The 26,659-nt window shown below is 70.8% G+C and carries 23 protein-coding genes; 10 read left to right on the top strand and 13 right to left on the bottom strand.

Features of this window, described 5'->3' with window-relative positions; translation table 11 throughout:
* The first annotated feature begins 151 nt into the window (after positions 1-151).
* The gene (locus tag FB384_RS19330; protein WP_183786405.1) at positions 152-940 is read left to right on the top strand and encodes a crotonase/enoyl-CoA hydratase family protein; all 789 of its coding nucleotides are present in this window, start codon (positions 152-154) and stop codon (positions 938-940) included.
* Between the two features lie 99 nt (positions 941-1,039).
* Here FB384_RS19330 and FB384_RS19335 read toward each other — a convergent pair whose 3' ends face one another.
* Positions 1,040-2,632, bottom strand: coding sequence for an acyl-CoA synthetase (locus tag FB384_RS19335; RefSeq protein ID WP_183786083.1), 1,593 nt, complete (start codon positions 2,630-2,632; stop codon positions 1,040-1,042).
* Between the two features lie 100 nt (positions 2,633-2,732).
* Between FB384_RS19335 and FB384_RS19340 the strand changes: the two genes are divergently transcribed.
* The 3 genes from FB384_RS19340 to FB384_RS19350 are packed head-to-tail and all read left to right on the top strand — an operon-like array spanning position 2,733 to position 5,980.
* On the top strand, positions 2,733-3,752 hold the full coding sequence (locus tag FB384_RS19340) for a Zn-ribbon domain-containing OB-fold protein (protein WP_258935901.1): 1,020 nt from the start codon (positions 2,733-2,735) through the stop codon (positions 3,750-3,752).
* An 11-nt stretch (positions 3,753-3,763) separates the two neighbouring features.
* The gene (locus FB384_RS19345; protein ID WP_183786087.1) at positions 3,764-4,816 is read left to right on the top strand and encodes a thiolase domain-containing protein; all 1,053 of its coding nucleotides are present in this window, start codon (positions 3,764-3,766) and stop codon (positions 4,814-4,816) included.
* 3 nt (positions 4,817-4,819) lie between these two features.
* Positions 4,820-5,980, top strand: coding sequence for a thiolase domain-containing protein (locus FB384_RS19350; RefSeq protein ID WP_183786089.1), 1,161 nt, complete (start codon positions 4,820-4,822; stop codon positions 5,978-5,980).
* Between the two features lie 518 nt (positions 5,981-6,498).
* On the opposite strand, the gene FB384_RS19355 is transcribed toward FB384_RS19350, so the two are convergent.
* Entirely contained in the window at positions 6,499-7,725 is a 1,227-nt protein-coding gene (locus tag FB384_RS19355; protein ID WP_183786406.1) for a cytochrome P450, read from the bottom strand.
* A 233-nt stretch (positions 7,726-7,958) separates the two neighbouring features.
* Here FB384_RS19355 and FB384_RS19360 point away from each other — a divergent pair, with 233 nt between their 5' ends.
* Complete coding sequence (locus FB384_RS19360; RefSeq protein WP_183786091.1) at positions 7,959-9,119, top strand: steroid 3-ketoacyl-CoA thiolase; 1,161 nt, start codon at positions 7,959-7,961, stop codon at positions 9,117-9,119.
* Between the two features lie 83 nt (positions 9,120-9,202).
* On the opposite strand, the gene FB384_RS19365 is transcribed toward FB384_RS19360, so the two are convergent.
* From FB384_RS19365 to hsaA, 5 genes are all read right to left on the bottom strand, one after another.
* Positions 9,203-9,943, bottom strand: a complete 741-nt coding sequence (locus FB384_RS19365) for an SDR family oxidoreductase (protein WP_183786093.1) — start codon at positions 9,941-9,943, stop codon at positions 9,203-9,205.
* A gap of 80 nt (positions 9,944-10,023) precedes the next feature.
* Entirely contained in the window at positions 10,024-10,653 is a 630-nt protein-coding gene (hsaB, locus tag FB384_RS19370; RefSeq protein ID WP_183786095.1) for a 3-hydroxy-9,10-secoandrosta-1,3,5(10)-triene-9,17-dione monooxygenase reductase subunit, read from the bottom strand.
* Positions 10,650-11,549: an iron-dependent extradiol dioxygenase HsaC gene (hsaC, locus tag FB384_RS19375; RefSeq protein ID WP_183786097.1), complete on the bottom strand. Its 900-nt coding sequence runs from the start codon at positions 11,547-11,549 to the stop codon at positions 10,650-10,652. Before hsaC ends, hsaB begins: the two co-directional genes overlap by 4 nt.
* Entirely contained in the window at positions 11,549-12,421 is an 873-nt protein-coding gene (hsaD, locus tag FB384_RS19380) for a 4,5:9,10-diseco-3-hydroxy-5,9,17-trioxoandrosta-1(10),2-diene-4-oate hydrolase (protein ID WP_372497673.1), read from the bottom strand. Before hsaD ends, hsaC begins: the two co-directional genes overlap by 1 nt.
* Positions 12,422-12,429: 8 nt before the next feature.
* On the bottom strand, positions 12,430-13,632 hold the full coding sequence (gene hsaA / locus FB384_RS19385) for a 3-hydroxy-9,10-secoandrosta-1,3,5(10)-triene-9,17-dione monooxygenase oxygenase subunit (RefSeq protein ID WP_183786099.1): 1,203 nt from the start codon (positions 13,630-13,632) through the stop codon (positions 12,430-12,432).
* Positions 13,633-13,986: 354 nt separating this feature from the next.
* Between hsaA and FB384_RS19390 the strand changes: the two genes are divergently transcribed.
* Genes FB384_RS19390 through FB384_RS19405 form a run of 4 tightly spaced genes read left to right on the top strand, consistent with a single transcriptional unit; the run spans position 13,987 to position 17,621 of the window.
* The gene (locus FB384_RS19390) at positions 13,987-15,144 is read left to right on the top strand and encodes a Rieske 2Fe-2S domain-containing protein (RefSeq protein WP_183786408.1); all 1,158 of its coding nucleotides are present in this window, start codon (positions 13,987-13,989) and stop codon (positions 15,142-15,144) included.
* Positions 15,145-15,606 carry a hypothetical protein gene (locus tag FB384_RS27360; protein WP_323985317.1) on the top strand — a complete coding sequence of 154 codons (462 nt, stop codon included), beginning with the start codon at positions 15,145-15,147 and terminating at the stop codon, positions 15,604-15,606.
* Complete coding sequence (locus FB384_RS19400; protein ID WP_183786101.1) at positions 15,596-16,750, top strand: ferredoxin--NADP reductase; 1,155 nt, start codon at positions 15,596-15,598, stop codon at positions 16,748-16,750. The genes FB384_RS27360 and FB384_RS19400 overlap by 11 nt, the downstream gene beginning before the upstream one ends.
* A 10-nt stretch (positions 16,751-16,760) precedes the next feature.
* Complete coding sequence (locus FB384_RS19405) at positions 16,761-17,621, top strand: MaoC/PaaZ C-terminal domain-containing protein (protein WP_183786103.1); 861 nt, start codon at positions 16,761-16,763, stop codon at positions 17,619-17,621.
* Positions 17,622-17,846: 225 nt separating this feature from the next.
* On the opposite strand, the gene FB384_RS19410 is transcribed toward FB384_RS19405, so the two are convergent.
* Genes FB384_RS19410 through FB384_RS19435 form a run of 5 tightly spaced genes read right to left on the bottom strand, consistent with a single transcriptional unit; the run spans position 17,847 to position 22,918 of the window.
* Positions 17,847-19,019 (bottom strand): lipid-transfer protein, encoded by a 1,173-nt coding sequence (locus FB384_RS19410; RefSeq protein ID WP_183786105.1) that lies wholly within the window; start codon positions 19,017-19,019, stop codon positions 17,847-17,849.
* Positions 19,016-19,405 carry a hotdog family protein gene (locus FB384_RS19415; RefSeq protein WP_183786107.1) on the bottom strand — a complete coding sequence of 130 codons (390 nt, stop codon included), beginning with the start codon at positions 19,403-19,405 and terminating at the stop codon, positions 19,016-19,018. Before FB384_RS19415 ends, FB384_RS19410 begins: the two co-directional genes overlap by 4 nt.
* On the bottom strand, positions 19,402-20,622 hold the full coding sequence (locus tag FB384_RS19425) for a bifunctional MaoC family dehydratase N-terminal/OB-fold nucleic acid binding domain-containing protein (RefSeq protein WP_228726484.1): 1,221 nt from the start codon (positions 20,620-20,622) through the stop codon (positions 19,402-19,404). The genes FB384_RS19415 and FB384_RS19425 overlap by 4 nt, the downstream gene beginning before the upstream one ends.
* The gene (locus FB384_RS19430) at positions 20,619-21,800 is read right to left on the bottom strand and encodes an acyl-CoA dehydrogenase family protein (protein WP_183786109.1); all 1,182 of its coding nucleotides are present in this window, start codon (positions 21,798-21,800) and stop codon (positions 20,619-20,621) included. The genes FB384_RS19425 and FB384_RS19430 overlap by 4 nt, the downstream gene beginning before the upstream one ends.
* Positions 21,800-22,918: an acyl-CoA dehydrogenase family protein gene (locus tag FB384_RS19435; protein ID WP_183786111.1), complete on the bottom strand. Its 1,119-nt coding sequence runs from the start codon at positions 22,916-22,918 to the stop codon at positions 21,800-21,802. The genes FB384_RS19430 and FB384_RS19435 overlap by 1 nt, the downstream gene beginning before the upstream one ends.
* A 220-nt stretch (positions 22,919-23,138) precedes the next feature.
* On the opposite strand from FB384_RS19435, the gene FB384_RS19440 reads away from it, so the two are divergent.
* Positions 23,139-24,413, top strand: coding sequence for an alpha/beta hydrolase (locus FB384_RS19440; RefSeq protein WP_183786113.1), 1,275 nt, complete (start codon positions 23,139-23,141; stop codon positions 24,411-24,413).
* Here FB384_RS19440 and FB384_RS19445 read toward each other — a convergent pair.
* Positions 24,370-26,544, bottom strand: a complete 2,175-nt coding sequence (locus FB384_RS19445; protein ID WP_221213441.1) for an acyl-CoA dehydrogenase family protein — start codon at positions 26,542-26,544, stop codon at positions 24,370-24,372. The two genes, FB384_RS19440 and FB384_RS19445, sit on opposite strands and share 44 nt — an antisense overlap.
* Positions 26,545-26,659 lie beyond the last annotated feature (115 nt).

The raw sequence follows: 26,659 nt of genomic DNA on the forward strand, positions 1-26,659 counted from the left end.
TATCGTTCTGGGCAATGGTTTCTGGGCAATGGTGGAGTTCCGCGGAACCGAACCCGGACCTGCCACGGCAGGCGAGTCCGCACCGGCCACGCCGGTGCCCGCGGCGACCGCGCACCCCCGGCGCCGCATCCCGACCGGCGAAAGGACGTACATGACCGAGGCGCACGCTCTGGTGGAACAACGGGGACACACCCTCGTGGTGACGATGAACCGACCGGAAGCGCGCAATGCGCTCACGGCCGACATGCTCGCGATCATGGCCGAGGCCTGGGACCGGGTCGACGAGGACGCCGAGATCCGCAGCTGCGTGTTGACCGGCGCGGGCGGCACCTTCTGCGCAGGCGCGGACCTGAAGGCGATGAACAGCAACCGGCCCTCGGACGCGTTCGACAAGGGCACGTTCGACCCGAGCCGCATGGACGGCCTGCTCAAAGGCCGCAGGCTGACCAAGCCGCTCATCGCCGCCGTCGAAGGCCCCGCGATCGCAGGCGGCACCGAGATCCTCCAGGGCACCGACATCCGGGTCGCGGGTGAGAGCGCGAAGTTCGGCGTCTCCGAGGCGCGCTGGGGGCTGTTCCCGCTCGGCGGGTCGGCGGTACGCCTGCCGCGGCAGATCCCCTACACGGTCGCCGCGGAGATCCTGCTGACCGGCAGGCACGTCACCGCCGCCGAGGCACGGGACATCGGCCTGGTGGGCCGCCTCGTCCCCGACGGCAGTGCCCTGGACACGGCGTTGGAGATCGCCGACACCATCGCCGCGAACGGCCCGCTCGCGGTGCAGGCCATCCTCCGCACGATGCGCGACACCGAGGGCATGCACGAGGAGGAGGCCTTCAAACTGGAGTCCCAGTACGGGGTCGGCGTGTTCGCGAGCGAGGACGCCAAGGAGGGCCCGCGCGCGTTCGCCGAGAAACGCACCCCGAACTTCCGCGCCCGTTGACATGCGAAACGCCCCCGGGGCGCCCCGGGGGCGTTTCGCATGGGCCACAGAGGCGGGTGCTCGACCTCGACGAATCTCGAGGCCGAGCACCCGGATAGCTCAAATGGCGCGGCTGCGGCCCTCCCAGTACGGATCACGCAGGCGCCGCTTGTACAGCTTGCCGTTGGGGTCGCGCGGCAGGCTGTCGCGGTAGTCGATGCTCTTCGGCAGCTTGAACTTCGCCAGCCGCCCGCGGGCGTAGTCCAGGAGCTCCTCGGTCAGCGCGGCCGAACCGTCGACGCCCTCGGCGGGCTGCACGACGGCCTTGATCTCCTCACCCCAGTCGTCGTGCGGCACACCGAACACGGCGACGTCGGCGACCTTGGGATGCACGGCCAACTCGCCTTCGATCTCGGCGGGGTAGATGTTCACACCACCGGAGATGATCATGTCGCTCTTGCGGTCGTGCAGGTACAGGTACCCGTCCTCGTCGAGGTGACCGACATCGCCGAGCGTGAACAGCTCGCCGACCTTCGCGCGCTCGGTCTTGTCCCGGTCGTTGTGGTACTCGAACCGCGAGCCGCCCATCTGCAGGTAGACCGACCCCGTCTCCCCCGCGGGCAGCTCGTTGCCGTCGTCGTCGAGGATCTTCACGGTGGAGTTCGGCCACGGCCTGCCCACCGAGCCGGGCTTGCGCAACCACTCCGTGCCGCTGATGACGGTCCCGCCGCCCTCGGTCGCGGCGTAGTACTCGGTGACCACCGGGCCCCACCAGTCGAGCATCCGCCGTTTGATCTCGTCCGGACACGGAGCGGCGCCGTGGATCATCACGCGCAGCGACGACACGTCGTAATGCAGGCGGGTCTCGTCCGGCAGGGCGAGCAGCCTGCGGAACTGGGTGGGCACCATGTGGCTGTGGGTCACCCGGTGCCGTTCGATGAGCCGGAGCATCTCCTCGGGGTCCCACCGGTCCATCAGCACCGCCGGATGCCCGAGCTGGATGGAGATCGCCACGAAGTTGAGCACGGCGGTGTGGTAAAGCGGCGAACCGCACAGGTGCACGTGCCCGTCGAAGGGTTCGATGCCGAAGATCGCGAAGAACCCGCGGTTGGCCGGTGACACCTCGTCGGGATCCGCTCCCGTCAACGGGCGCCGAACCCCCTTCGGCTTACCGGTCGTGCCGGAGGTGTAGAGCATCGGCGAACCGGCCGTGCGCCGCGGCGGCCTACCGTCGCCCTCGCCGGCGCCGAGCTCTTCGACGCGGCGGAAGCCGTCCACGGAGCCGACGGCGAACCTGCAGCGGGCGTCGAGACCCGCCTCGTCGGCGGCGGCGACGGCGGTGTCGGCGAACCGCTCGTGCACCAGCAGGGCTTTCGCCCCCGAGTCGGTGATCAGATACGCCACCTCGGGGCCCGTCAGGTGCCAGTTCGCCATGACCACGTACAGGCCCGACTGGATCGCCGCGAAGTAGGCGGCGACGAGCTCGACCCCGTTCGGTTGCAGCACCACGATGGCGTCCCCGGTCTCCAGGCCGAGCGCCTGCAGACCGCGGGCGTACGTGTTCGCCTTGGCGGCCAGCTGCCCGTAGGTGACCTCGGTGCCGTCGGGATCGACGGCGGCGGTCAGCTCGGGACGTTCGGCGGCGATGTTCCACAGTCCGACGGTCTCGGCGGGGCGGTCGGTCGCGGGGCGCGCAGCATTCGTCGAGGTCATATCCGCGAATCTAGAACTCGTTCCACATTTGGGCAACCCTCTCCGTTGCAACATAGGAACGGGTTGCCGAACATATCGAGAACGTGTTTCACTTTCTTGCGTGACTGCTGTCGAATCCGAACCAGCCGAGACGCCAGAACAGCCGTTGTCCGCCCCGCTCGACATCGGCTTCGACTACACCCGTTCGGTCGGCCCCGTACTCGGGCGGTTCATGACCGCGCTCGCGCAGCGCCGCATTCTCGGCGTCCGCGGCTCCGACGGCCGGGTCCACGTACCCCCGGTCGAATACGACCCCGGCACCGCCGAACCGCTCGAGGAGCTGGTCGACGTCGAGGCCGAGGGCACGGTCGTGTCGTGGTCGTGGGTCGCCGACCCGCTGCCTGGTCAGCCGGTGCAGCGGCCGTTCGCCTGGGCACTGATCCGCCTCGACGGCGCCGACACCGCCCTGCTGCACGCCCTCGACACCGGCGGCGACCCGGCGTCGGCCCGTACCGGCCAGCGCGTCCGGGTCCGCTGGGCCGACGAACCGGTCGGGCACATCCGCGACATCGCCTACTTCGTGCCCGCGGCGGATCCGCCCGCCGACGCGGCGCCGACGGCACCCGCTCCCCCTGCGGCGAAGACCGACGCCGACGACGGCGTGATCGACACCGTCATCACCCCGGTGCACCTGAACTACACACATTCGGCCTCCCTCGAGGAGAGCCGCTACCTCAGGGCACTCGCCGACGGCCGGCTGCTGGGCCAGCGCTGCCCCGGCTGCCACAAGGTCTACATCCCGCCACGCGGCGCATGCCCGACCTGCGGCGTGCCGACCACCGACGAGGTCGAACTGCCGGACACCGGGATCGTGACGACGTTCTGCATCGTCAACGTGCCGTTCCTCGGCCAGCGCATCACGCCGCCGTACGTCGGCGCCTACATCCTGCTCGACGGCGCCGACATCCCCTTCCTGCACCTCGTGCTCGGCTGCGAGGCCTCCGAGGTGCGCATGGGCATGCGCGTGCGCGCCGCGTGGAGACCGCGTGAGGAGTGGTCCACGACGCTCGAGAACATCGCGCATTTCGAACCGACGGGCGAGGCCGACGCGCCGTACGCGTCGTACGCCCACCACCTGTAGAGAGGCCAGTCATGACGGAAGTCGCGGTGGTCGCGTTCGCGCAGGCACCCAACGTGCGGCGGACCCACGGCACCACCAACGGCGTCGAGATGCTCGTGCCGATCTTCGACGAGGTCTACACCCGCACCGGACTGTCCAAGACCGACATCGGTTTCTGGTGTTCCGGATCGTCGGACTATCTGGCGGGGCGGGCGTTCTCGTTCATCTCGGCGGTCGATGCGATCGGCGCCTTCCCGCCGATCCACGAGTCGCACGTCGAGATGGACGCGGCGTGGGCGCTGTACGAGGCGTGGCTGAAGATCCGCATGGGCGAGGTCGACACGGCCCTCGTCTACGGCTTCGGCAAGTCCTCGGCGGGCGAGCTGCGGCGCGTGCTCTCGCTCCAGCTGGACCCGTACACGGTCGCACCGCTGTGGCCGGACTCGGTAAGTATCGCCGCGCTGCAGGCCCGGCTGGGACTGGAGTCCGGCCGGTGGACCGAGAAGGACCTCGCCGAGGTCGCAGCCCGCAGCAGGCGGGACGCCACCGGAAATCCCCGGGCCCAGTTCGGCGGCGAGACCGATGTGGCGGCCCTGCTCGACTCCGAACCGGTCGCGGATCCGCTGCGCCGCCACGACATCGCCCCGGTGACCGACGGTGCCGCGGTCATCGTGCTCGCCGCGGCCGACCGGGCCCGCGACCTCGCCGAGCGGCCCGCCGTGATCAACGGTATCGACCATCGCATCGACACACCGTCGCTCGGCGCCCGCGACCTCACCACCTCGCCGTCGACACGCATCGCCGGTGAGGCGGTCGGCACCGACGGAGTCGAGATCGCCGAGATCCACGCACCGTTCACCCACCAGGAACTGATCGTGCGCACCGAGCTCGGGCTCGGCGACGAGGTACGGATCAACCCGTCCGGCGGCACGCTCACCGGCAACCCGATGTTCTCGGCCGGGCTCGCGCGGATCGGCGAGGCCGCACAGCGCATCCTCGACGGCGACGCCACCCGCACTCTCGGTCACGCCACGAGCGGTCCCGCGCTGCAGCAGAACCTGGTCACCGTCCTGGAGAGGGGCTGACAGATGACCAAGCAACGCGCCGCGGTCCTGGGCACCGGGCAGACGCACCACCGCAGCAAGCGCACCGACGTCTCGATGCCGGGACTGCTCCGCGAGGCGGTCGACCGTGCCATGGTCGACGCGGACGTGACCTGGTCCGATATCGACGCCGTCGTGGTGGGCAAGGCGCCCGACCTGTTCGAAGGCGTCATGATGCCGGAACTGTTCCTCGCCGACGCGCTCGGCGCGAACGGCAAACCACTGCTGCGCGTCCACACCGCAGGCTCGGTCGGCGGTTCGACCGCGCTCGTGGCCGCGAGCCTGGTGCAGTCCGGGGTGCACCGCAGGGTGCTGACCGTGGCGTTCGAGAAGCAGTCAGAGTCCAATGCGATGTGGGCGCTGTCCATCCGGGTTCCGTTCACGATGCCGGTGGGTGCGGGCGCGGGCGGGTACTTCGCCCCGCATGTGCGCTCCTATCTGCGCAGGTCCGGGGCCCCGGAACACGTCGGGGCGATCGTTGCGGCGAAGGACCGCCGTAACGGCGCGCTGAACCCGCATGCCCATCTGCGCCAGTCCGAGATCACCGTCGAATCCGTGCAGGCCTCGCAGATGCTGTGGGATCCGATCCGCTACGACGAGACGTGCCCGTCGTCCGACGGTGCCTGCGCGATGGTGATCGGGGACGAACGGGCAGGTGACGACGCCCCGGCTCCGGCCTGGATCCACGCGACGGCGATGCGCACCGAACCGACCACGTTCGCCGGCCGCGACCAGGTCAACCCGCAGGCGGGCCGGGACGCGGCCACGGAACTGTGGCGGCAGGCCGGCATCACCGACCCGCTGTCCCAGGTGGACGCGGCGGAGATCTACGTGCCGTTCTCGTGGTTCGAACCCATGTGGCTGGAGAACCTCGGCTTCGCCGCCGACGGCGAGGGCTGGAAGCTCACGGAGGCGGGCGAGACCGCGCTCGGCGGCACACTACCGGTCAACCCGTCGGGCGGCGTGCTGTCGTCCAACCCGATCGGCGCCTCCGGCATGCTCCGATTCTCCGAGGCGGCCAAACAGGTCATGGGCCGCGCGGGCGACTACCAGGTGGACGGTGCCCGCACGGCGGTCGGCCACGCTTACGGCGGCGGCTCCCAGTACTTCTCCATGTGGCTGGTCGGCGCCGGCAAGCCCGCCTGATCCGCTCACCCTGTGCCCCGGTCGCCGACGTCGGCGACCGGGGCACAGCGCTGCGTCGGTTCCGGCACACCGCTGCGCCGGTCCCGCCGCCGGTTCCGACGCCGGTCCCGGCTCTCCGAACACACCGGCTACCGCGCCACACCCGCGCGGAGCCCGGAAGGCGCGCAACCCCGCGTGAACGCGACGCCGAGGGCCGGCGGCCGGACAACAGACGGGCCAGCCACACGCGAGCGCACCGCGCCAGGCGGCCGCCGGACGACGTGCGGGCGCAGGGCCCGTGATGCCCGACTGCAGAACACGCGGTGCCGACTGCAGAACACGCGGTGCCGACTGCAGAACACGCGGTGCCGAACGCAGAACACGCGGTGCCGAACGCAGAACACGCGGTGCCGAACGCAGAACACGCGGTGCCGAACGCAGAACACGCGGTGCCGAACGCAGAACACGCGGTGCCGAACGCAGAACACGCGCGCACCCGGCGGGTGCGCGCGTGTTCGTCGGGTGGTTCGGCGGGCCGGTTACTCGTAGGCGACCTGGTAGTGCTTGATGCCGTTGAGCCAACCGGAGCGCAGTCGTTCCGGCGGCGAGACCTCCTGGATGTCGGGCATGGCGTCGGCGATCGCGTTGAAGATCAGGTTCATCTCCAGCCGCGCCAGGTTGGCGCCGATGCAGTAGTGCGCCCCGGTACCGCCGAAACCGACGTGCGGATTCGGGTCGCGCAGGATGTCGAACGTCTCCGGTTCGTCGAACACCTCGGGGTCGAAATTGGCCGAGCTGTAGAACATCGCCACGCGGTCGCCCTTGCGGATGTGCTGGCCGCCCAACTCGGTGTCGGCGGTGGCCGTGCGCTGGAACGCCACGACCGGTGTCGCCCACCGCACGATCTCGTCGGCGGTCGTCTCCGGGCGCGTGCGCTTGTAGAGGTCCCACTGCTCCGGATGATCGAGGAACGCCTTCATGCCGTGGGTGATGGCGTTGCGCGTGGTCTCGTTGCCCGCCACCGCCAGCAGGATGACGAAGAAGCCGAACTCGTCGGATGCGAGCGATTCACCGTCCACATCGGCCTGGACGAGCTTGGTGACGATGTCGTCGGTCGGGTTCTGCCGCCGCTCCTCCGCCATCGCGAACGCGTAGCTGACCAGTTCGGCCGAGGCCGTCAACGGGTCCACGTCGTACTCGGGGTCGTCGTAGCCGATCATCTGGTTGGACCAGTCGAAGATCTTCAGCCGGTCCTCCTGCGGGATGCCGATCAGGTCGGCGATCGCCTGCAGCGGCAGTTCGCAGGCCACGTCCTGCACGAAGTCGCCGGAACCCTTCTCCTTGGCGTCGGCGACGATCTGCCGCGCACGTTCGCGCAGGCCCTCTTCGAGCCTGTTGATCGCACGCGGCGTGAAGCCCTTGGACACGATCCGGCGCAGCTTCGTGTGCTGCGGCGCGTCCATGTTGAGCAGCACGAGGCGGTTGGCGTTGAGGCCGTCCTCGTCCATGTTCTCGTCGAACCGGACGATCGCGGTCTTCTCGCTCGAGGAGAACAGCTCGCTGTCCTTCGAGACCGTCTTGACGTCCTCGAGGCGGGTCACCACCCAGAAGCCGTCGTCGCCGAAGCCCGCCACGTTGTGCGGCTGGTCGTTCCACCACACGGGTGCGGTGCGGCGCAGCAGCGCCAGTTCGTCGAGCGGCAGTCGCCGCGCGAGCAGATCGGGATCGGTGAAATCGAAACCTTTGGGCAACAGTGACGTCGTCATGCGCCGGACCTCCGCGAGCAGCGTCATGGAACTCGTTCTACTCGCCGAGTGAAGCATACGGCGTTAACTCGGTGAAGAGATTGAGTGAACCCCGTTTACTGAATCGATTGGGATCAACTTGATCACGGACAGCCACCGAACAGCTCCTCCGGGAAAGGGTTGCGTGGTCACATTGATCTAGACAAGAACATGTTCTACTTTTGAAGGGAAGCCGACATACGGAGGAGTGTGACGTGGGCGATCCGGTCATCGTGGAAGCCGTCCGAACGCCGATCGGGAAGCGCGGCGGGGACCTCGCCGGTCTGCATGCCGCCGAGCTGCTCGGCGCAGCCCAGACCGCCGTCCTGGACCGGGCCGGCATCGATCCGGCCGAGGTCGAACAGCTCATCAGCGGCACGGTCACCCAGGCCGGCGAGCAGGCGGGCAACGTCGCGCGCACCGCCTGGCTCCATGCAGGCCTGCCCGAGGCGTGCGGGGCGACCTCCATCGACGCCCAGTGCGGCTCCGCCCAACAGGCGGCACACCTGGTCACCGGGCTCGTCGCCACCGGCGCGATCGACGTGGGCATCGCCTGCGGCGTCGAAGCCATGAGTCGCGTACCGCTGGGGGCGAACGTCGTCGGCACGACACACCGCAGGCCCGAGTCTTGGTCGGTGGACCTGCCCGACCAGTACAGCGCGGCCGAGCGCATCGCCCGCCGCCGCGACCTGACGCGCGAGGACCTCGACACCTTCGGCCTCGCCTCCCAGCAGAAGGCGGCTGCCGCCTGGGACGAGGGCCGCTTCGACCGCGAGGTCGTCGCCGTCACCGCACCCGTACTGGGCGACGACGGCTCACCGACGGGTGAGCACCGGCTCGCCACTCGCGACCAGGGGCCGCGCGAGACCAGCCGCGAGGCTCTCGGCCGCCTCAAGCCCGTACTGGACGGCGGCCTGCACACCGCGGGAACGTCGTCGCAGATCTCCGACGGCGCCTCGGCCGTGCTGATCATGGATGCCACTCGGGCCCGTGACCTCGGCCTGCGCCCGCGGGCACGCATCCGGGCTCAGGCACTCGTCGGCGCCGAGCCGTACTACCACCTCGACGGCCCGGTCCAGTCCACGCAGCGTGTGCTCGACCGGGCGGGCATGACGATCGGGGATCTGGACCTGTTCGAGGTCAACGAGGCGTTCGCGTCGGTGGTGCTGTCCTGGCAACAGGTGCACAAACCCGACCCGGACCTGGTCAACGTCAACGGCGGCGCGATCGCGCTGGGCCACCCGGTCGGCAACACCGGATCGCGCCTGCTCACCACAGCGCTGCACGAGCTCGAACGGCGTGACGGGGCGACGGCACTGGTGAGCATGTGCGCGGGCGGCGCCATGTCCACGGCCACGATCCTCGAACGCCTGTGACCTCCGCCCCGGGCGGAGCGCCGTCCCCTCCGCCCGGGGCGGACACCGACGGGGGCCGGCCCGGCCGCTCCCCTCGGTCGCGGTCAGCCGCGGCCGATGAACGGCATGCCGTTGGCCATGATCGTCAGGAACGGCACGTTCGCCGACAACGGCAGGTTGACCATGGTCAGCACCGCGTCGGCCACGTGGGCGGCGTCGAACGTCGGCTCCGGCTTGAGGCTGCCGTCGGCCTGCGGCATGCCGACGTCGGAGAAGCCACTGGTCAGCTCGGTGGCGGCGTTGCCGATGTCGATCTGCCCGCAGGCGATGTCGTGCGGCCTGCCGTCGAGGGCGATGGACTTGGTCAGGCCCGTCAACGCGTGTTTGGTGGCGGCGTAGGCGACGGTCTCCGGACGCGGCGTGTGCGCCGAGATCGATCCGTTGTTGATGATGCGCCCGCCCTGCGGGGACTGGTCCTTCATCATGCGCACGGCCTGCTGAGCGCACAGGAACATGCCGGTGAGGTTGACGTCGACGATCGCCTTCCAGTCCTCGACCGGCAGCGTGTCCACCGACCCGCGCGTGCCAGTCGTGCCCGCGTTGTTGAACAGCACGTCGATCCGGCCCCATCGCTCACGGACCGCGTTGAACAGCGCGGCGACCGAGTCCGGGTCGGTGACGTCCGTGGGCACGACCAGCGCCTCGGCGGACCCACCCGCCACCTCCTGCAGCGGTTCCCGCCTGCGCCCGGCCAGCGCGACTCCGTAGCCCTCGCCGAGCAGCGCCCGCGCGACCTGCCTGCCGATTCCTGTCCCTGCACCCGTCACCACGGCAACCTTCGTCATGGCTGCAGGCTATCCCCGCGGCCCGGCGCCGGTGCGGGCGTGGTCACCGGCCCCTGACCCCGGCGGTCCCACCTGCTGGGTCAGAACCAGTCGTCGGGCCGCGGCCCTCCGGGCATCGCGTCCGGCGCCGCCTCGGTGACCGTGTAACCGCCGCGGTAGAACAGCAACGGCCGCCGGGCCGACGCCTCCCCCAGCGCGACGACCCTGCCGATCACCACGTAGTGGTCACCGGCCTCGTGCACGGTCTCGACGGCGCAGTCCACCCAGGTGAGGGCTCCGTCCAGTAGCGGGGAGCCACTCGGCGCGGGTGTCCAGGACACCGACGAGAACTTGTCCGCACCACGGGAACCGAACACGGCGCTGACGTCCCGCTGCTCCCCCGCCAGCACGTTCACCGCGAACCGCCCGACCCGCTCGATCACCGGCCACGTGCCCGAGGTCCTCGCCGGACAGAACAACACCAGCGGCGGCTCGAGCGACAGCGCGGTGAACGACTGGCACGCGAACCCGACGGGTTCGCCGTCCTCGCACGCCGTCACGATCGCCACACCGGTGCAGAAGTGACCGAGCACCGACCGGAACCGTGCGGACACGTCCACCGCGTCGGCCGAACCCACGGCGTCGGCCGAACCCGCTGCGCCCGTCGAATCCACTGCGCCCGTCGAATCCACTGCGCCCGTCGAATCCACTGCGTCCGGAGCGGAGGTCATGCCATGCCCACCGAGAAGTCGTGTCCCCACAGACTCACCGCGGTGCTCTCGCGGGCGATCCAGGTGTCGTCGTCGACCTGCCTGCCCTCACAGCCGAATTCGACGTCGAACCCGCCGGGCGTCTTCATGTAGAACGACAGCATCAGGTCGTTGACGTGCCGGCCGAGGGTGGCCGACATCGGCACCTTCCTGCGCAGCGCCCGGTCCAGGCACAGGCCGACGTCGTCGGTGTTTTCGGCCTCGACCATGAGGTGGACGATCCCGCTGGGCGTCGGCATCGGCAGGAACGCGAGGCTGTGGTGCCGCGGGTTGCAGCCGAAGAACCGCAGCCACGCCGGATCTCCGTCGGCGGGCCTGCCCACGGCCTCCGGCGGCAGCCGCATCGAATCCCGCAGCCGGAAGCCGAGCACGTCCCGGTAGAACTCCAGCGCCGCCCCGTCGTCGTGGGTGGACAGCACCACGTGCCCGAGCCCCTGCTCACCGGTGACGAACCGGTGCCCGTACGGACTCACGACCCGGCGGTGCTGCAATGCGATGCCGTGGAACACCTCGAGCGTGTTGCCCGACGGGTCGCTGAACTCGATCAGCTCGTCGACCCCGCGATCGGCCGTCTGCTCGGCGGTGCCCTCCTTGAACGGCACGCCGTGGGCCGACAGCCGCTGCCGAACCTCCTCCAGACCGGCCGCGTTGGCCGTCTCCCAGCCCGCGGTCGCGAGGCGGTCGGCCTGGCCCGGCACGATCACCAGCCGCGCCGGGAAGTCGTCCATGCGCAGGTACAGCGCGTCCGGGTTCCGGCCCTCGCCCTCGACCATGCCGAGGACCTTGAGTCCGTACTCGCGCCACGCCGCCATGTCGGTGGCCTCGATGCGCAGGTATGCCAGTGAACGAATACTCATCACGTGTCCTCGAGGAAGTCGGTCGCGATCCGGTTGAACTCGTCGAAACACTCCAGCTGCGCCCAGTGGCCGCACCGGCCGAACACGTGCAACTGCGCGCGCGGAATCGTCTTCAGCGCCACCAGCGCTCCGTCGAGCGGGTTGACGCGGTCCTCCCGACCCCAGATCAGCAACACGCGCTGCCGGAGCCGATGCGCCTCGCGCCACAGCATGCCCAGCTCGTAGTCCGGCCCCGCGAACGAGGCGCCCATCGCCGCCATCGCGGCCAGCGACTCCGGCGTGCTCGCCGCGGCGAACCGCTCCTCGACCAGCTCGTCGGTGATCAGCGACTGGTCGTACACCATCACCCGCAGGAACTCCTCGAGCTTCTCCTTGCTCGGCCCCGGCGGCGCGGCGAATCGGGCGAGGTTCTTCACACCCTCGGTCGGATCGGGCGCGAAGAGGTTCACGCTCAGCCCGCCCGGGCCCATGAGCACGAGCCTTCCCGCCCGGTCCGGGTGGTCCAGTGCCAGGCGTACCGCCGTCCCGCCACCGAGCGAGTTGCCGATCAGGTGAGCCTTCTCGATGCCGAGTGCGTCCATCAGGCCGACGACGGCGGTCGAACTGTGCACGAAGTACTGCGGATGGTCGGTCGGTTTGTCGGAGCGGCCGAAGCCCGGCTGGTCGACGGCGATCGTGCGGAACGTCTTGGCCAGCTCCGGGATGTTGCGGGAGAAGTTGCTCCACGCCGACGCCCCGGGTCCGCCACCGTGCAGCAGGATGACCACCTCGGCGTGCTCGGTGCCCGCCTCGTGGTAGTGCAACCGCAGACCGTCGGCGGTCGTGACGTACGAACCCTCGCTCATGTCGCCCTCCTCGGCGGTGTCGGACATGCGGCCCCCTAGACCATCGCGTTCTCGACCGGCAGGCCGAACTCGCCGGTGCCGAACATCGTGTAGGCCCGCTCCGGATCGTTGGCCGCGTGCACCCGGCCCGCGTGCGCGTCCCGCCAGAACCGCTGGATCGGCGTGCCCGTCCGCAACGCGCGACCCCCGGAGTTCTCGAAGAGCCGGTCGATGGCGGCGATCGCCCGCTCGGTGCCACGTACCTGATCCCGCCGGACGCGCAGCCGGGTGTCGAACGGCAGCTTCTCGCCGCGGCAGGCCAGCTGGTAGAGCTCGTCGATGTTGTGGGTCAGCTGCAGCCACGCGGCGTCGATCTCGCTGGCGGCCTCGGCGATCCGCACCTTGGCGAACGGGTCCTCCTGCGACTTCTCCCCCGCATACGCGGCGCGGACCCGCCTGCGCTGGTGCTCGACGTGCGCGTCGTAGGCGCCCTGCGCCATGCCGATGATCGGCGCCGTGATCGTGCTCGGATGCACCGATCCGTACGGCAACCGGTACAGCGGCCCCGGATTCACCTGCTGTCCCGGCGTATCCAGTTTGGACGTGAGCAGGAAGCTCAACGTCCGGTGCTTCGGCACGAACACGTCCTCGACGAGGATGTCGTTGCTGCCCGTACCGCGCAGGCCGACCGTGTCCCACACGTCGTCCACCGCGTAGTCGGCTGCGGGCAGCAGATAGGTGCAGAAGTCGACGGCGTTGCCCTCGGCGTCGAATGCGGGCGCACCCAGCAGCACCCACGTCGCGTGGCCGCAGCCCGACGAGAAGCTCCACTTGCCACTGAGCCGGTATCCGCCCTCGACGACGGTCGCCTTCCCCATCGGCGCGTACGACGAGGAGATCAGCGTGTCAGGGCCGGCACTGCCGTCGCTGCCCGCGCCGCCACCCCAGACGTCCTCCTGTGCCTGCGCCTCGAACAGGCCCAGATGCCACGGGTGCACGCCGAGGATCGAGGCGACCCAGCCGGTCGACCCGCACGCGCTCGCGACGAGCTTGACGGCCGTGTAGAAGGTGACCGGGTCGGCCTCGTAGCCGCCGTAGGGCTTCGGCTGCAACAGCTTGAAGAACCCGGTCTCCTGCAGGGCTTTGATCGACTCGTCGGGAATCCTCCGTGCGTCCTCGGCTTCCTGTGCACGCTCCCGCAGCACGGGCAGCAACTCTTCGATCCCGGCGATCACCGCGTGCGCGCCCTGCTCGCTCATACCTTCCTCGTTCCTTCTCCGCCGAACCCGGAGGTCCGCCTGCTCGGTGTCCTGCCGCCAGAGTAGAACACGTTCTTGTTTTTGTCACTGCATCGGGCCCTGACCAGGAGAGAAATCCGCCGAACACGGCGTCGCCAGGCCGAAACCATCGCGACACACCCCTGCGCGCCGACCCGCGACGCGGCGAAACGCGTTGCCGATCCCCGCTAGAACTGGAACACGTTCTCATCTATGGTAGGCGTCGTCGACCGGCATTCACTACGACAGGCACGTGCCACCGCCCCCGCCGCCCGCCGACGGGAGGAGCGGGGCATGCGCCACGGGCAGAGCAGCCCGGAGAGCTGGAGGTTCGTCATGACGCAGGCAGGCTCCGTCCGCACGATCGACGTCGGCGCGCCGCCCGAACGGTTCGCCCGCGGCTGGCACTGTCTCGGCCTCGTCGAGCACTTCGCCGACGGCAAACCGCACGCCGTCCACGCGTTCGGCACCAAGCTGGTCGTGTTCCAGGGCGCCGACGGTGAGATCAACGTGCTCGACGGGTACTGCCGCCACATGGGCGGCGATCTGACGCAGGGCGAGGTCAAGGGCAACGAGGTCGCGTGCCCGTTCCACGACTGGCGCTGGGGCGGCGACGGCAAATGCAAGTCGATCCCCTACGCCAAGCGGGTTCCGCTCCGGGCCCGCACCCGCGCGTGGCGGACGCTGCAGGAGAACAAGCAGCTGTTCGTGTGGCACGACCCCGAGGGCAACCCGCCACCCGAGGAGGTGACGATCCCCCGGATCGACGGCATCTTCACCGACGAGTGGAGCAACTGGACCTGGGACTCGGTCACCATCGAGGGCGCCAACTGCCGCGAGATCGTCGACAACGTCGTCGACATGGCCCACTTCTTCTACATCCACTACGGCATCCCGACGTACTTCAAGAACGTCTTCGAAGGCCACATCGCCTCGCAGTACCTGAATTCGAAGGGCCGCGCCGACATGGGCATGTCGTCCAACTACGGCGGTGAGGACAACCTCCTCGAATCCGAGGCCTCCTACTACGGCCCCGCGTACATGATCAACACGCTGCACAACGACTACAAAGGCATCAAGATCGACACGGTGCTCATCAACTGCCACTACCCGGTCAGCCCGACGTCGTTCGTGCTGCAGTGGGGCGTGGCGGTGCGCAAACCGCCCGGCGTCGACGGCGTCCAGGCCGACAAGATCGCGCAGAAGTTCGCCGAGGGCGTCGGCGTCGGATTCCTCCAGGACGTCGAGATCTGGAAGAACAAGACCCGCATCGACAACCCGCTGCTGTGCGAGGAGGACGGTCCGGTCTACCAGCTGCGCCGGTGGTACGAGCAGTTCTATGTGGACGTCGACGACATCGACGAGGACATGACGCGGCGGTTCGAGTTCGAAGTGGACGTCACCCGCGCCAACCAGGTCTGGGAGCAGGAGGTCGCCGACAACCTCGCCCGGCAGCAGCAGGAGGCAGCGGCCGACCAGGCGGGAGTGTCCTGAGTGACCGCCGACACCAGCTCCCCGCACACCGCAGCGGCCGACCCCGGCGCGACCCCGTCCGGGGCGGCGTCGTCCGGTGCGGCGTCGTCCGGTGCGGCGTCGGGTACCTCGTCCCCGGGTGCAACGTCCCCGGACGCAACGCCCTCGGGTGCAACGCCCTCGGGTGCCGACGCGGCACGTGCCGAGGCCGTCCGCGCCCAGACCCGCGCCGACCGGGAGGAGTTCCTCACCGCGGGACTCGTCCCGGTCGCCTGCCACGCCTGTGCGACGACGGTCCTGGTCAAGAAGAACAGCCCGGAGCACACCAGCATCCAGTGGATCAGCGACGCGGCGACGAGCTGCCCGGTGCTGGCCGAACGGGTCGCGAGCGGCGTCCCCGCCGCTCGCGCCGGCACGTGTGAGCGCCTGCGCGAGAGCATCACGACCGCCGAACGGGACGGAGCATTCGGCTATGAGCGGTGACGGCACGGTGCGGGTGCAGCGACTCCGCGTCGCCGAGGTGGTGGACGAGACCGTGGTGGACGAGACCGCGGCGGCACGGTCGATCGTGTTCGACGCGGAACTGGACTATCGGCCGGGCCAGTTCCTCACGGTGCGCGTGCCCGGGGACGAACGCGGACCGGTGGCGCGGTGCTACTCCCTGTCGAGCTCGCCCTACACCGGGGACCGCCCACAGGTCACCGTCAAACGCGACGGCTACGCCTCGAACTGGCTGTGCGACCACATCGCCGCGGGCGACGAACTCGACGTCCTGCCGGCGAGCGGTGTGTTCACCCCCGCCGACCTCGACGCCGACCTCGCACTGTTCGCCGGCGGCAGCGGTATCACCCCGATGTTGTCGATCGTCCGGTCCGTGCTCGCCCACGGGACGGGCGCGATGACCCTGGTCTACGCCAACGCCGACGAACCGTCGGTGATCTTCGCGGGCGTGCTGCGCGAGCTCGAGGAGGCGTATCCGGGCAGGCTCACCGTGGTGCACTGGCTCGAGACGCTGCAGGGGCTGCCGACCACCGAGCGGCTGGCTCCGATCGCCGAGCTGCTGGCCGGCCGCGAGACGTTCGTCTGCGGTCCCGCACCGTACATGCGTGCGGTGGTCGCGGCGGCCAAGGCCGCAGGCACCCCACGGGCGCGGATCCACCGCGAGACGTTCGTCTCGCTCGGCGGCGATCCGTTTGCGGCTGCCGAACCGGGCACCGGTGACCTCGCCGCGAACGCCGCACCGGCCGCCGCCTCCGACTCCGCCGGGGACGACGGGTCCGACCTCGGTGGCCAGGACGACCGCAGCGAGGACGTCAGCGCGGGGGACGGCACACCGGACGGCACCGATGAGGCGCCGGCGCGGATCACCGTCGACCTCGACGGCACGACCACGCAACACTCCTGGCCACGCGGTGCCAAGCTGCTCGATGTCCTGCTGGCCGCGGGTCGGGACGCCCCGTACTCGTGCCGCGAGGGCCAGTGCAGCGCCTGCGCGTGCCGGGTCACCTCCGGCGAGGTGAAGATGCTGAACAACGAGGTGCTCGACTCCGACGACGTCGCCGACGGCATCGTGCTCGCGTGCCAGTCCCTGCCGCTCACCGACGACGTGTCGATCAGCTACGAGTAGGAGCCGCGCCATGCCCATCGACCCCGACCGCGCGATCGGCGCCGACCTCGGCGAGACCACGTTCTCGTGGGGCGTCTCCGACGTGCTGCTGTACCACCTCGCACTCGGCGCGGGGTCGGCACCGACCGAACCCCGGGAACTCCGCTATGCCACCGAACGCGACCTTCAGGTGCTGCCGACGTTCGCCACCGTCGCCGCCACGATCCGCGCCACCGAACCGCCCGCCGTCCGGTTTCCCGGCATCGACATCGACCTCGCGAAGGTCGTCCACGGGACGCAGCAGGTCGTCGCACACCGGCCGCTACCCGTGTCGGGTACGGCGACCGCGCACAGCCGCATCGCCGACGTGCTCGACAAGGGCAAGGCCGCGGTGATCGTCCAGGAGACGGAGGTCACCGGCGAATCGGGCGATCCCCTGTGGACGGCGCGGTCGAGCATCTTCGCCCGCGGGGAAGGCGGATTCGGCGGCCACCGCGGTGCCTCGGCCCGCATCGCACCGCCGGAACGTGACCCGGACCTTCTCGTCGACGTGCCGACGCTGCCGCAACAGGCGCTGCTGTACCGACTCTGCGGCGACCGCAACCCGCTCCACTCCGACCCCGAGTTCGCCCGCGGAGCGGGTTTCGACGCACCGATCCTGCACGGCCTCTGCACCTACGGCATGGTCGCCAAGGCCGTCACCGACGCCGCCCTCGACGGCGACGTGACCCGCGTCGGCTCGTGGTCGGCGACCTTCGCCGGCATCGTGCTTCCGGGCGAGACGCTGCGCGTGCGCATGTGGCACGAGGGCGGCCGGATCCTCGTGAGCGTCACCTCCCCCGACCGCGACGACGCCGCGGTCCTCTCCGACGCCGTACTCGAACCGGCCTGACCCGGCCGCCACGCCTGATCCCGCACCCGCACGACCGGCAGGTGCGGGGGTCAGGCGTCACACGGCCGCCGCAAACCGCGCCGGAGCTGCGATGTGCCGGGCGGGACCGGCACGGCTGGGGGCCGCGCAGGGTCAGAAACCCCGCGAGCGCAGGACACGCGGGCACGAACGCAGGACATGCGTGTCCGGGTGCAGAACACGCGGGCACGAACGCAGGACACGCGGTCAGGGCGCGGTGAGGACGAGGCCGCTGGTCGGCACGCCGGTACCGGCGGTGACCAGTGCCGTCTCCGCGCCCGGGACCTGATTGACCGCGGTGCCGCGCAGCTGCCGCACCGCCTCCGCGATGCCGTTCATCCCGTGGATGTAGGCCTCGCCCAACTGCCCGCCGTGCGGGTTCAGCGGCAATTGCCCGTCCAGGTCCAGCCTGCCGTCGGCGATGAAGTCCTTCGCCTCGCCACGGCCGCAGAACCCGAGTTCCTCCAGCTGCATCAGCACGTACGGGGTGAAGTGGTCGTACAGCACGGCCACGTCCACATCGGACGTCGTGCGGCCCGACTGCCGCCACAGCTGGCGTCCGACGACGCCCATCTCGGGCAGTCCGGCGAGATCGTCGCGGTAGTAACTGGTCATGATGTACTGGTCCGGCCCGCTCCCCTGGGCCGCGCCGGCGATGACCGCGGGCGGTCTGCGCAGGTCGCGGGCCCGCTCCGCGCTCGTCACGACCAGCGCGACGCCGCCGTCGCTCTCCTGGCAGCAGTCCAGCAGGTGCAGCGGCTCGGCGACCCATTTGGAGGCCTGGTGGTCGGCCAGCGTGATCGGCTTGCCGTGGAACCACGCGTGCGGGTTGGTCGCGGCGCGGGCGCGCGCCGTGACGGCGATCCTGCCGAAGTCCTCGCTGCTGGCCCCGTATTCGTGCAGGTAGCGCCGGGCCACCATCGCGACGGTCGCCGCGGGGGTCGCCAGACCCGCCGGGTAGTGGTAGCCGTTGTCCACGCCCGAGGTGTTGACCTGTTGGGCGACCGCCGAGGACACCTGCCCGAATCGGCTGCCGGAGCGCTCGTTGAAGGCACGGTAGGCCACGACGACGTCGGCCATCCCGGTCGCGACGGCCATCGCGGCCTGCTGCACGGTGGCGGCGGCCGCACCGCCGCCGTAGTGGATGCGGCTGAAGAACGTCAACTCGGGAATGCCCAGTTCCCGCGCGACGGCGATCTCGGCGTTGCCGTCCATCGTGAACGTCACCAGACCGTCCACGTCGGACGGCGCCAGCCCCGCATCGGTGAGCGCCGCCGAGACGCACTCGGTCGCGAGCCGCAGTTCCGTGCGGCCGGAGTCCTTGGAGAACTCGGTCGCGCCGATGCCGGCGATCGCCGCCGTCCCGCTGAGCGCCGTCATGCCGCCACCTCGATCCGTACCGTTGCCGACACGTGTTGCCCCAGACTGTCCGTACCGGAGACCGACACGGTCACGTCGTGGCCGTCGACCTCCGCCACACTGCCGGTGAAGGTCAGTTCGTCGCCCGCATAGCACGGCACGCCGAGCCGGAGGTCGACCGACCGGACCAGCGCGTCGGGTCCGGCCCAGTCGGTGACGAACCGCTGCACCAGGCCCGTGTCGGTGAGGATGTTCAGGAAGATGTCCCGCGACCCGCGCGTGACGGCGGCATCACGGTCGTGGTGCACGTCCTGGAAGTCCCGGGTGGCCAGCGCCGTGGCGACCACGAACGTCGGCGTCACCTCGACGGTCAGCGGTGGCAGCTCCGTACCCACGGTGATGGTCATGACCGCACCCTCCATGCCGGCAACGTCAGCTCGTCGTCGATCCGGTCGAAGCTCGCCTCCACCGCGAGCCCGATGTGGACGTCGGCCGGGTCCACCCCGTGCAGTTCGCCGAGCATCCGCACGCCCTCATCCAGTTCGACCAGCGCGAGCACGAACGGCAGCTGCTTGCCGGGCACCGGCGGATGATGATGGACGAGAAAGCTGTAGACGGTCCCGGTTCCCGCCGCGACCACGTAGTCCGGTTCGGCATTCAGGTCACCGTCCGGCGGCATCGGCCCCGGCGGATGCCGGAGTGTCTCGCCCCAGCGCTGGATGCGCAGCTCGCCCTCACGCAGACCGTCCCAGAAGAACGCGTTGTCCCGCGTCACCACCGGACGCAGCACCTGTGCGGCCTCGGCCGCCCGCCCCTCACCACCGCCGGAGTCACCAGTGCCGGAGTCACCACGGCCGTCGTCACCACTGCCGGCCGTGTCCGTCGTCGCCGCACCGGACGGGGCATCGCGCCCGCCCGCCGTGGTCCCTGCTTCTCCGGTTGTCCCTGCTTCTCCGGTTGTCCCTGCGTTGGTTGTCCCCGTGGAGTGGCCGGTGGCCTGCTGTTCCGGCGGCCGGAACTTCAGGATCCGGAACGTCATCTCCGCGACGGCCTCGTCACCGACGTACCAGGTCGTGCGGGTGGTGACGAACCAGCCTTCCCCCAGCGCGGTCCGTTTCGGCCCGACGATGTTCTCCAGCACCGACGATGCGGCGACGTGCTCACCGGGGCGCAGATAGCGGTGGTAGGTCTGCGCCGAGTCGGTCGCCACGACCGACGTGTAACCCGCCTCGTCGAGCAGTTCGGTCGCCCGGCGGAGCGGATCGTCGGGGGGCCGCACCCCGTACAGTCCGCGCATCGTCCACACCTGGGCCATCGCGGGCGGGGCGACGAGTTCGCCGTGCACGGATGCAGCCGCCGCCTCCGCGTCGGTGTACACCGGGTTCGCGTCGCCGATCGCCTCGACCCAGTTGTTGATCATCGCCTGGTTCACCGGATCCCGCGCCGGCTCAGGAGCCGACGGTCCGGCCTCGGTGATCTCGCGCGCGGCCTCCTCGATGCGCCGGCCGGCACCGGCCGGGTCGCCGCGACCGTCCGCCGCGGCGCCGTCCGTGGCGGCGCCGTCCGTGGCGGCGCCGTCCGTAGTGGCACTGTCTGTGGTGGCACGGTCCGCGGCCGCGCTCATCGCGGCACCCTCGGCAGTCCCAGTCCGAACTGTGCGATCAGTTCCCGTTGGATCTCGTTCACTCCGCCTCCGAACGTCAGCACGGTGTTGCGTTTCGTGAGCGTGTCCAGCCAGGCGGCGAGTTCGGCCGTGTCCGGATCGGACGGATCGCCGTGCCTGCCGACCAGCTCCTCCAGCAGCCTGCTCACCCGCTGGTGCCGCTCGGACGAGAGCACCTTCGTGGCCGAGGCGTCCGCCACCGACCCGGGTTCGGACACCGCGACCTGCCAGTTGAGCAGTTCGTTGACGCGGGTGACGGCGTGGATCTCACCGAGCGCGCGGCGCACGTCGGGCAGGTCCAGCAGCGGCGTGCCGTCGGGAGTCGACCGCTCGGCCGCCCAGCGGCGCACCCGGTCGTAGAGCCCGCCTATCCGGCCGGCGGGCCCGAGCATGACCCGCTCGTGGTTGAGCTGGGTCGTGATGAGCTTCCACCCGGCGTTCTCCTCACCCACCAGCATGGCCCGCGGGACCCGCACGTCCGAGTAGTAGGTCGCGTTGACGTGGTGCGCGCCGTCGCAGGTGATGATCGGTGTCCACGAGTAGCCCGGATCGGACGTGTCGACCATGAGGATGGAGATGCCCTCGTGCCGCCGCCGGTTCTCGTCCGACAGCGCGCCGGGATCGGTGCGGACCGCGAGCCAGATGTAGTCGGCGTCGTGGCCGCCCGTCGTGAAGATCTTCTGCCCGTTGACCACATAGGACTCGCCGTCGCGGACCGCCGTGGTGCGCAGGGCCGCGAGGTCGGTGCCAGCCTCCGGTTCGCTGTAGCCGATGGCGAAGTGCACCTCGCCCGCCAAGATCGCGGGCAGGAAGCGGCGCTTCTGTTCCTCGGTGCCGAACCGCTGCAGCGTCGGCCCGACGGTCTGCAGCGTCACCGCCGGCAGCTGGATGTCGGCACGGGCGGCCTCGTCGGCGAAGATGTGTTGTTCGACCGGCCCGAAGCCCAGGCCGCCGTATTCCTTCGGCCAGCCGACGCCGAGCCACCCGTCTCGGCCCATCCGCCGTACCACCTCGCGGTAGGTGGGTCCGTGCCGTTCGCTGAGCAGCAGCGTGCGTTCCTCCGGCGTGACGAGCCCGGTGAAGTACCGGCGCAGTTCGTCCCGCAGCCGCTCCTGCTCAGCGGTGAGCGCGATGTCCATCAGGCGGCACCTCCGGCGAGCGCACCGACCCGGTCGAGCCGCAGCGACATCCCGCCGATGCCGCGAACCAGGTCTTTCAACAGGGATGAGTACCGGTGCAGCGGGTAGGTCTCGTCGAGGCCGATACCGCCGTGCAGGTGGTGGCACGTCGCCATCGCCGGGGGCGCCTGCTCGGCCAGCCAGTACGCCGCGATCTCGAGATCGGCGTCGGCGCCGGACCCCTCGGCGAGCCGCCAGGACGCCGACTCCGCGGCCAGGTGCACCGTGCGCGCGGCTACGTAGACATCCGCGACCTGCTGCGCCACGGCCTGGAACGTGGCCAGCGGGCGGCCGAACTGTTCCCGGGTCGCCAGGTGCTGCGTGGTGAGCCCGAGGGCCCCGGCGAGCAGTCCGTCGCCGAACGCCGCGGCCCCGGAGAGCGCGTGTCGGTGCAGCGCCCGCAGCGCACCGCCGGGGTCACCGGCGGCACCCAGCGGCGGTCCCGTCTCGGCTCCGTCGAGCCGCAGGCCCGCCTCCGGCGCGCCCGACGCCGTGGGCGCCGGGACGACCTGCACACCGGGCGCCGACGGGTCGAGCAGGAACACGCCCGTACCGCCGCCGACGACGGTGGCGGGCACGAGGATCCGCTCGGCCTCGGCACCCAGCGGCACCGCGGTCTTCACTCCGTCGAGCCGCCACGTCGTGGCCGCGGCCGTCTGCCCCGGAGCCGACGCGGTGGTCGCGGTGGTCGCGGGACGTTCGGCCATCGGGGCCGAGGGTTCGTGCAACGCGGCGGTCAGCAGCGCGTCCCCCGCCGCCACGGCCTGCAGCAGGCCGGCGTACCGCTCGGCCGCACCGAGGTCCACGAGTGGCGCCAGGCCGAGCGTCAGGGTCGCCCACGCGGGCGCGTGCGAGCCGGCGCGGCCGACCTCCCGCACCACGGCGGCCGTCTCCGCGGCACCGAGCCCGTCCCCGCCGAGCGATTCCGGCACGGCGAGGGCGAGCAGTCCGGCATCGGCCAGTCCGCGCCAGGCCTCGGCCCCGTCGGCGGCACCGCCGCCATCGCCCGCGGCCCGGGCCAGTGCACCCGCCGTGAGTTCGGACGCGGTGCGCTGCGTCTCGTCCGGAGTGAAATCCACGCGACTCCTTCGTCCAGCGCCGTCCGGCGTCGCCGGTCCTCGCGAGCGCCGCAGGACCGTCCCCACGACGACCGCGACCCGCCGGTCCGACACCATCGATATTTGTAACATGTTCTAGTTTGCTGGATGGATGCACCCGCTGGCAAGGACGCTCCCGATTTCCAAGGGAGGAACCAGTTCTCGACACAGGACGCCACCGGTTCCCGGATACGCTGGCCGCATGCACGCGTTGTTCCGTGCGCGCCGAGCGCTGCAACTGGCCCTGACCACCAACGCGATCCGGCCGTGGTCCGGACACCGGGTCTCCGTCCCCACCTTCGTCGCAGGCTGGCTGACCTCCGAACTCGCGCCGCACCTGCTCGCGCTCACCGCCGCCGACACGGCCGCCCACCTCGTCCGTCACCGCCGCACGAGCGACCCCGCCGGCCTGACGATGGCGGCCGCGTCCGCGGGCGGACTCGCCACCCTCATCGCATCCGCCCGCCGCGCCCGTGACGTCGTCGACACCGCTCTCACCGACGCCCTCGGTCCGGACCACCGCGCCGCGACCGGTGAGCGCACACCCGACGACGTGGCGACACCGTGGGGCAGGCTGGCGTTCCCGTTCCGCATGGACACCCGCGGTGTCCGGCGCGACCGCGACATCGCCTACGCCCAGGGCGGACGCCGGTTCCTGCTGGACGTCTACCGGCCGAGCGAACCCGGCACCGGCAGGCCCGTGCTGCTGCAGGTGCACGGCGGCGCGTGGATGACCGGCAGCAAGAACGAGCAGGGCGTCCCGCTGATGCTGCACATGGCCCGGCGCGGCTGGACGTGCGTGGCGATCAACTACCCGCTCTCGCCCCGGTCCCGCTGGCCCGAGCACATCGTGGCCGCCAAACGCGCCCTCGCCTGGATCCGGGACCACATCACCGACTACGGCGGAGATCCCTCGTTCGTCGTCACCACGGGCGGTTCGGCGGGCGGGCACCTGGCGTCGCTGCTGGCACTGACCCCGAACGACCCCGCGTTCCAGCCGGGCTTCACCGACAGCGACACCAGCGTGCAGGGCTGCGTACCGCACTACGGCGTCTACGACTTCGCCGCGACGAGCGGCTCCCGCGCCAGCGCCGCTCGGATGCGCGGCCTGCTGGCGCGGTTCGTCATGGGCCCCGACCCGACCCACGAGGACTACGTCGCCGCCTCCCCGCTGGACCGCATCACCGACGCGGCACCGCCGTTCTTCGTGATCCACGGCGACCTGGACAGCCTCGTACCCGTCCGCGAGGCACGCCGGTTCGTCGACGCCCTGCGCGCCGTCTCGCCGCAGCCCGTGGCCTACGCCGAGATCCCGGGCGCACAGCACGCGTTCGACATCTTCCCGTCGATCCGCAGCGCCCACGTCGTCGGCGGCGTGGAACGGTTTCTCGAATGGACCCGCGCCCAACACCGCAACGGCCCGGGAACGCCCGTCAGCGGCGAGGCAGGCCCAGCAACCGCTGCGCCACCACGTTGAGCAGCACCTGCGTCGTCCCGCCCGCGATGCTCAAACACCGCGTGAGCAGGAACTCGTGCTGCGCCGCCGACGTCGCCTCGTCGACGACGACTCCGCGGGAACCCCGCACCTCCAGTGCCGTCTCGGCGACCTCCTGCCGGTGCCGCACCCCCAGCAGCTTCTGCACGCTCGACTCCGCACCGGGCTGACCGCCCCCGAGCCTCCGGACCGTGTCCCGCACGCCGAGAACCGACACGGCCGACCCGTCGACGACCAGCGCACCGAGACGTTCCGCATCCAGGTCGGGCTGCGCGACCAGCAGTTCCTCCACGGCCTCGCCGACGGCCGATCCGCCGCCGAGTGCGACGCGCTCGTTGGCGAGGGTCGTACGCGCGAGCGACCACCCGCCGTTCACCTCACCCACGACATCGGCGTCCGGAACGAACACCCCGTCCAGGAACACCTCGTTGAACCGCACCTCACCGGTGATCTCGCGCAGCGGCCGCACCTCGATGCCCGGCGCCCGCATGTCGACGAGGAAGTACGTGATGCCACGGTGTTTCGGGGCGTCCGGGTCGGTGCGGGCAAGGCAGATCGCCCGGTCCGCCTCGTGCGCGAGCGAGGTCCAGACCTTCTGACCGGAAAGTCGCCATCCGGCGACGCCCTCGCGCTCGGCCCGTTCCGCCGAGGTGCGCAGGGACGCGAGGTCGGATCCTGCTCCGGGTTCGCTGAACAGCTGGCACCACGTCACCTCGCCGCGCAACGTCGGCAGGACGAACCGTCGCCGCTGCTCCTCGGAGCCGTGTTCGAGGATGGTCGGCAGCGCCCACGCGCCGACCACCAGGTCGGGCCGCGTCACGTCGGCGCGATCGAACTCGGCGTCGATCACCAGCTGCTGGGCCGGCGTGGCGTCGAGCCCGTACGGCCGAGGCCAGTGCGGCGCCAGGTAACCGCTCTCGGCGAGCCGCACCCGGGCGTCACTCCCGGCCAGGCCGGCGACCTCAGCCGCCAGTGCGGCCGCTGCGCGGCGCGTCTCGGCCAGTGCCTCCCCCTCGGGGGCGCCGCTGCCGGCGTGGGCGTCGACGTCGACCTCGACACCGCGCCGGAGACCGCCCCGGGTCAGCTCCCCCGCACGGCAGCGCCACCGCGCCGTGCCACCGAGCAGCTGACGCAACGACACCGCGCGGCGCAGGTACCGGTGCGCGTCGTGCTCCCAGGTGAAGCCGATCCCGCCGAGCACCTGGATGCAGTCCTTGGCGGTGTCGACGGCCGCGTCGAGCGCGCCCGCAGCAGCGACCGCCGCGGCGACGGCGAACTGCTCGCCGTCGCCCGTGTCGGCGGCCCGTGCGGCATCCCACGCGAGCGCCGCGGCCGACTCGGACCGGCACAGCATCTCCGCGCACAGGTGCTGCACCGCCTGGAACGCGCCGATGGGACTGCCGAACTGCTCCCGGACCCGCGCGTACTCGCTCGCCGTGCGCACGCACCAGTCCGCCACGCCCGCAGCCTCCGCGGCCGCCAGCGTGGCCGCGAGTTCCGGCACCGCGATCCGGCCCAGCACGTCGGCCGCCGGCACGGTCACCGCCCGGAGCTGCGCCGTCGCGACGCGGCGGCTCGGGTCGAACGATTCGTGCTCGGCCACCCGGACTCGCCCTGCTTCGACCGCGAACCACACCGTGTCCGCAGCGGACACGCTCGCCACGTGCTCGCCCTCGGCACCGTCGGTACCGGTGCGCGCGGCGAGCACCAGCACATCCGCGTCGGGACCGTCCACCAGCACCGGTGTGGTGCCGTCGACGACGAGGCCGCCGTCCCCGCCCGGCCACGCGACGAGATCCGCCGCATCGAGTGCCACCGCCGCCCGCACCGTGCCCGCGGCCACGGCGGGTGCATGCCGGGCGGCCACAGCGGACTCCGGCCGCTGGGCCCACGAGAGCCCGGCGAGGATCGTGCCGAATCCGGCGCCGCCCGCCAGCTCACCCGCTGCGGCCGCGATTCCCGCCACCAGGTCCGTCACACCGCCGCCCGCCCCGCCGAGCGACTCCGGCAGGGCGATCGACGGCAACCCGATGCCGCCGATCGCCGTGGCCGGGTCCGGGGACTGCGCCGCGGCGCACACGGCGTCGGCCAGTGCTCGTTGCTCGTCCGTCATCGCGATACCCACGACGGCGATTGTAGAACATGTTTCACTTAACCGGGTGTAGCCCGAGCATCGGTTTCAGCCGATATTGGGTAGACTGCAGATCAGGACTGGAACAGGTTCTTTA

The sequence above is a fragment of the Prauserella sediminis genome (assembly GCF_014195435.1).
Taxonomy (GTDB): Bacteria; Actinomycetota; Actinomycetes; order Mycobacteriales; family Pseudonocardiaceae; genus Prauserella; species Prauserella salsuginis.

Coding starts and splice junctions, on each gene's coding strand:
- FB384_RS19330 (WP_183786405.1), top strand. CDS start 152: ATGACCGAGGCGCACGCTCTGGTGGAACAACGGGGACACACCCTCGTG.
- FB384_RS19335 (WP_183786083.1), bottom strand. CDS start 2,632: ATGACCTCGACGAATGCTGCGCGCCCCGCGACCGACCGCCCCGCCGAG.
- FB384_RS19345 (WP_183786087.1), top strand. CDS start 3,764: ATGACGGAAGTCGCGGTGGTCGCGTTCGCGCAGGCACCCAACGTGCGG.
- FB384_RS19350 (WP_183786089.1), top strand. CDS start 4,820: ATGACCAAGCAACGCGCCGCGGTCCTGGGCACCGGGCAGACGCACCAC.
- FB384_RS19355 (WP_183786406.1), bottom strand. CDS start 7,725: ATGACGACGTCACTGTTGCCCAAAGGTTTCGATTTCACCGATCCCGAT.
- FB384_RS19365 (WP_183786093.1), bottom strand. CDS start 9,943: ATGACGAAGGTTGCCGTGGTGACGGGTGCAGGGACAGGAATCGGCAGG.
- hsaB (WP_183786095.1), bottom strand. CDS start 10,653: ATGACCTCCGCTCCGGACGCAGTGGATTCGACGGGCGCAGTGGATTCG.
- hsaC (WP_183786097.1), bottom strand. CDS start 11,549: ATGAGTATTCGTTCACTGGCATACCTGCGCATCGAGGCCACCGACATG.
- hsaD (WP_372497673.1), bottom strand. CDS start 12,421: ATGTCCGACACCGCCGAGGAGGGCGACATGAGCGAGGGTTCGTACGTC.
- hsaA (WP_183786099.1), bottom strand. CDS start 13,632: ATGAGCGAGCAGGGCGCGCACGCGGTGATCGCCGGGATCGAAGAGTTG.
- FB384_RS19390 (WP_183786408.1), top strand. CDS start 13,987: ATGACGCAGGCAGGCTCCGTCCGCACGATCGACGTCGGCGCGCCGCCC.
- FB384_RS19400 (WP_183786101.1), top strand. CDS start 15,596: ATGAGCGGTGACGGCACGGTGCGGGTGCAGCGACTCCGCGTCGCCGAG.
- FB384_RS19405 (WP_183786103.1), top strand. CDS start 16,761: ATGCCCATCGACCCCGACCGCGCGATCGGCGCCGACCTCGGCGAGACC.
- FB384_RS19410 (WP_183786105.1), bottom strand. CDS start 19,019: ATGACGGCGCTCAGCGGGACGGCGGCGATCGCCGGCATCGGCGCGACC.
- FB384_RS19415 (WP_183786107.1), bottom strand. CDS start 19,405: ATGACCATCACCGTGGGTACGGAGCTGCCACCGCTGACCGTCGAGGTG.
- FB384_RS19425 (WP_228726484.1), bottom strand. CDS start 20,622: ATGAGCGCGGCCGCGGACCGTGCCACCACAGACAGTGCCACTACGGAC.
- FB384_RS19430 (WP_183786109.1), bottom strand. CDS start 21,800: ATGGACATCGCGCTCACCGCTGAGCAGGAGCGGCTGCGGGACGAACTG.
- FB384_RS19440 (WP_183786113.1), top strand. CDS start 23,139: ATGCACGCGTTGTTCCGTGCGCGCCGAGCGCTGCAACTGGCCCTGACC.
- FB384_RS19445 (WP_221213441.1), bottom strand. CDS start 26,544: ATGACGGACGAGCAACGAGCACTGGCCGACGCCGTGTGCGCCGCGGCG.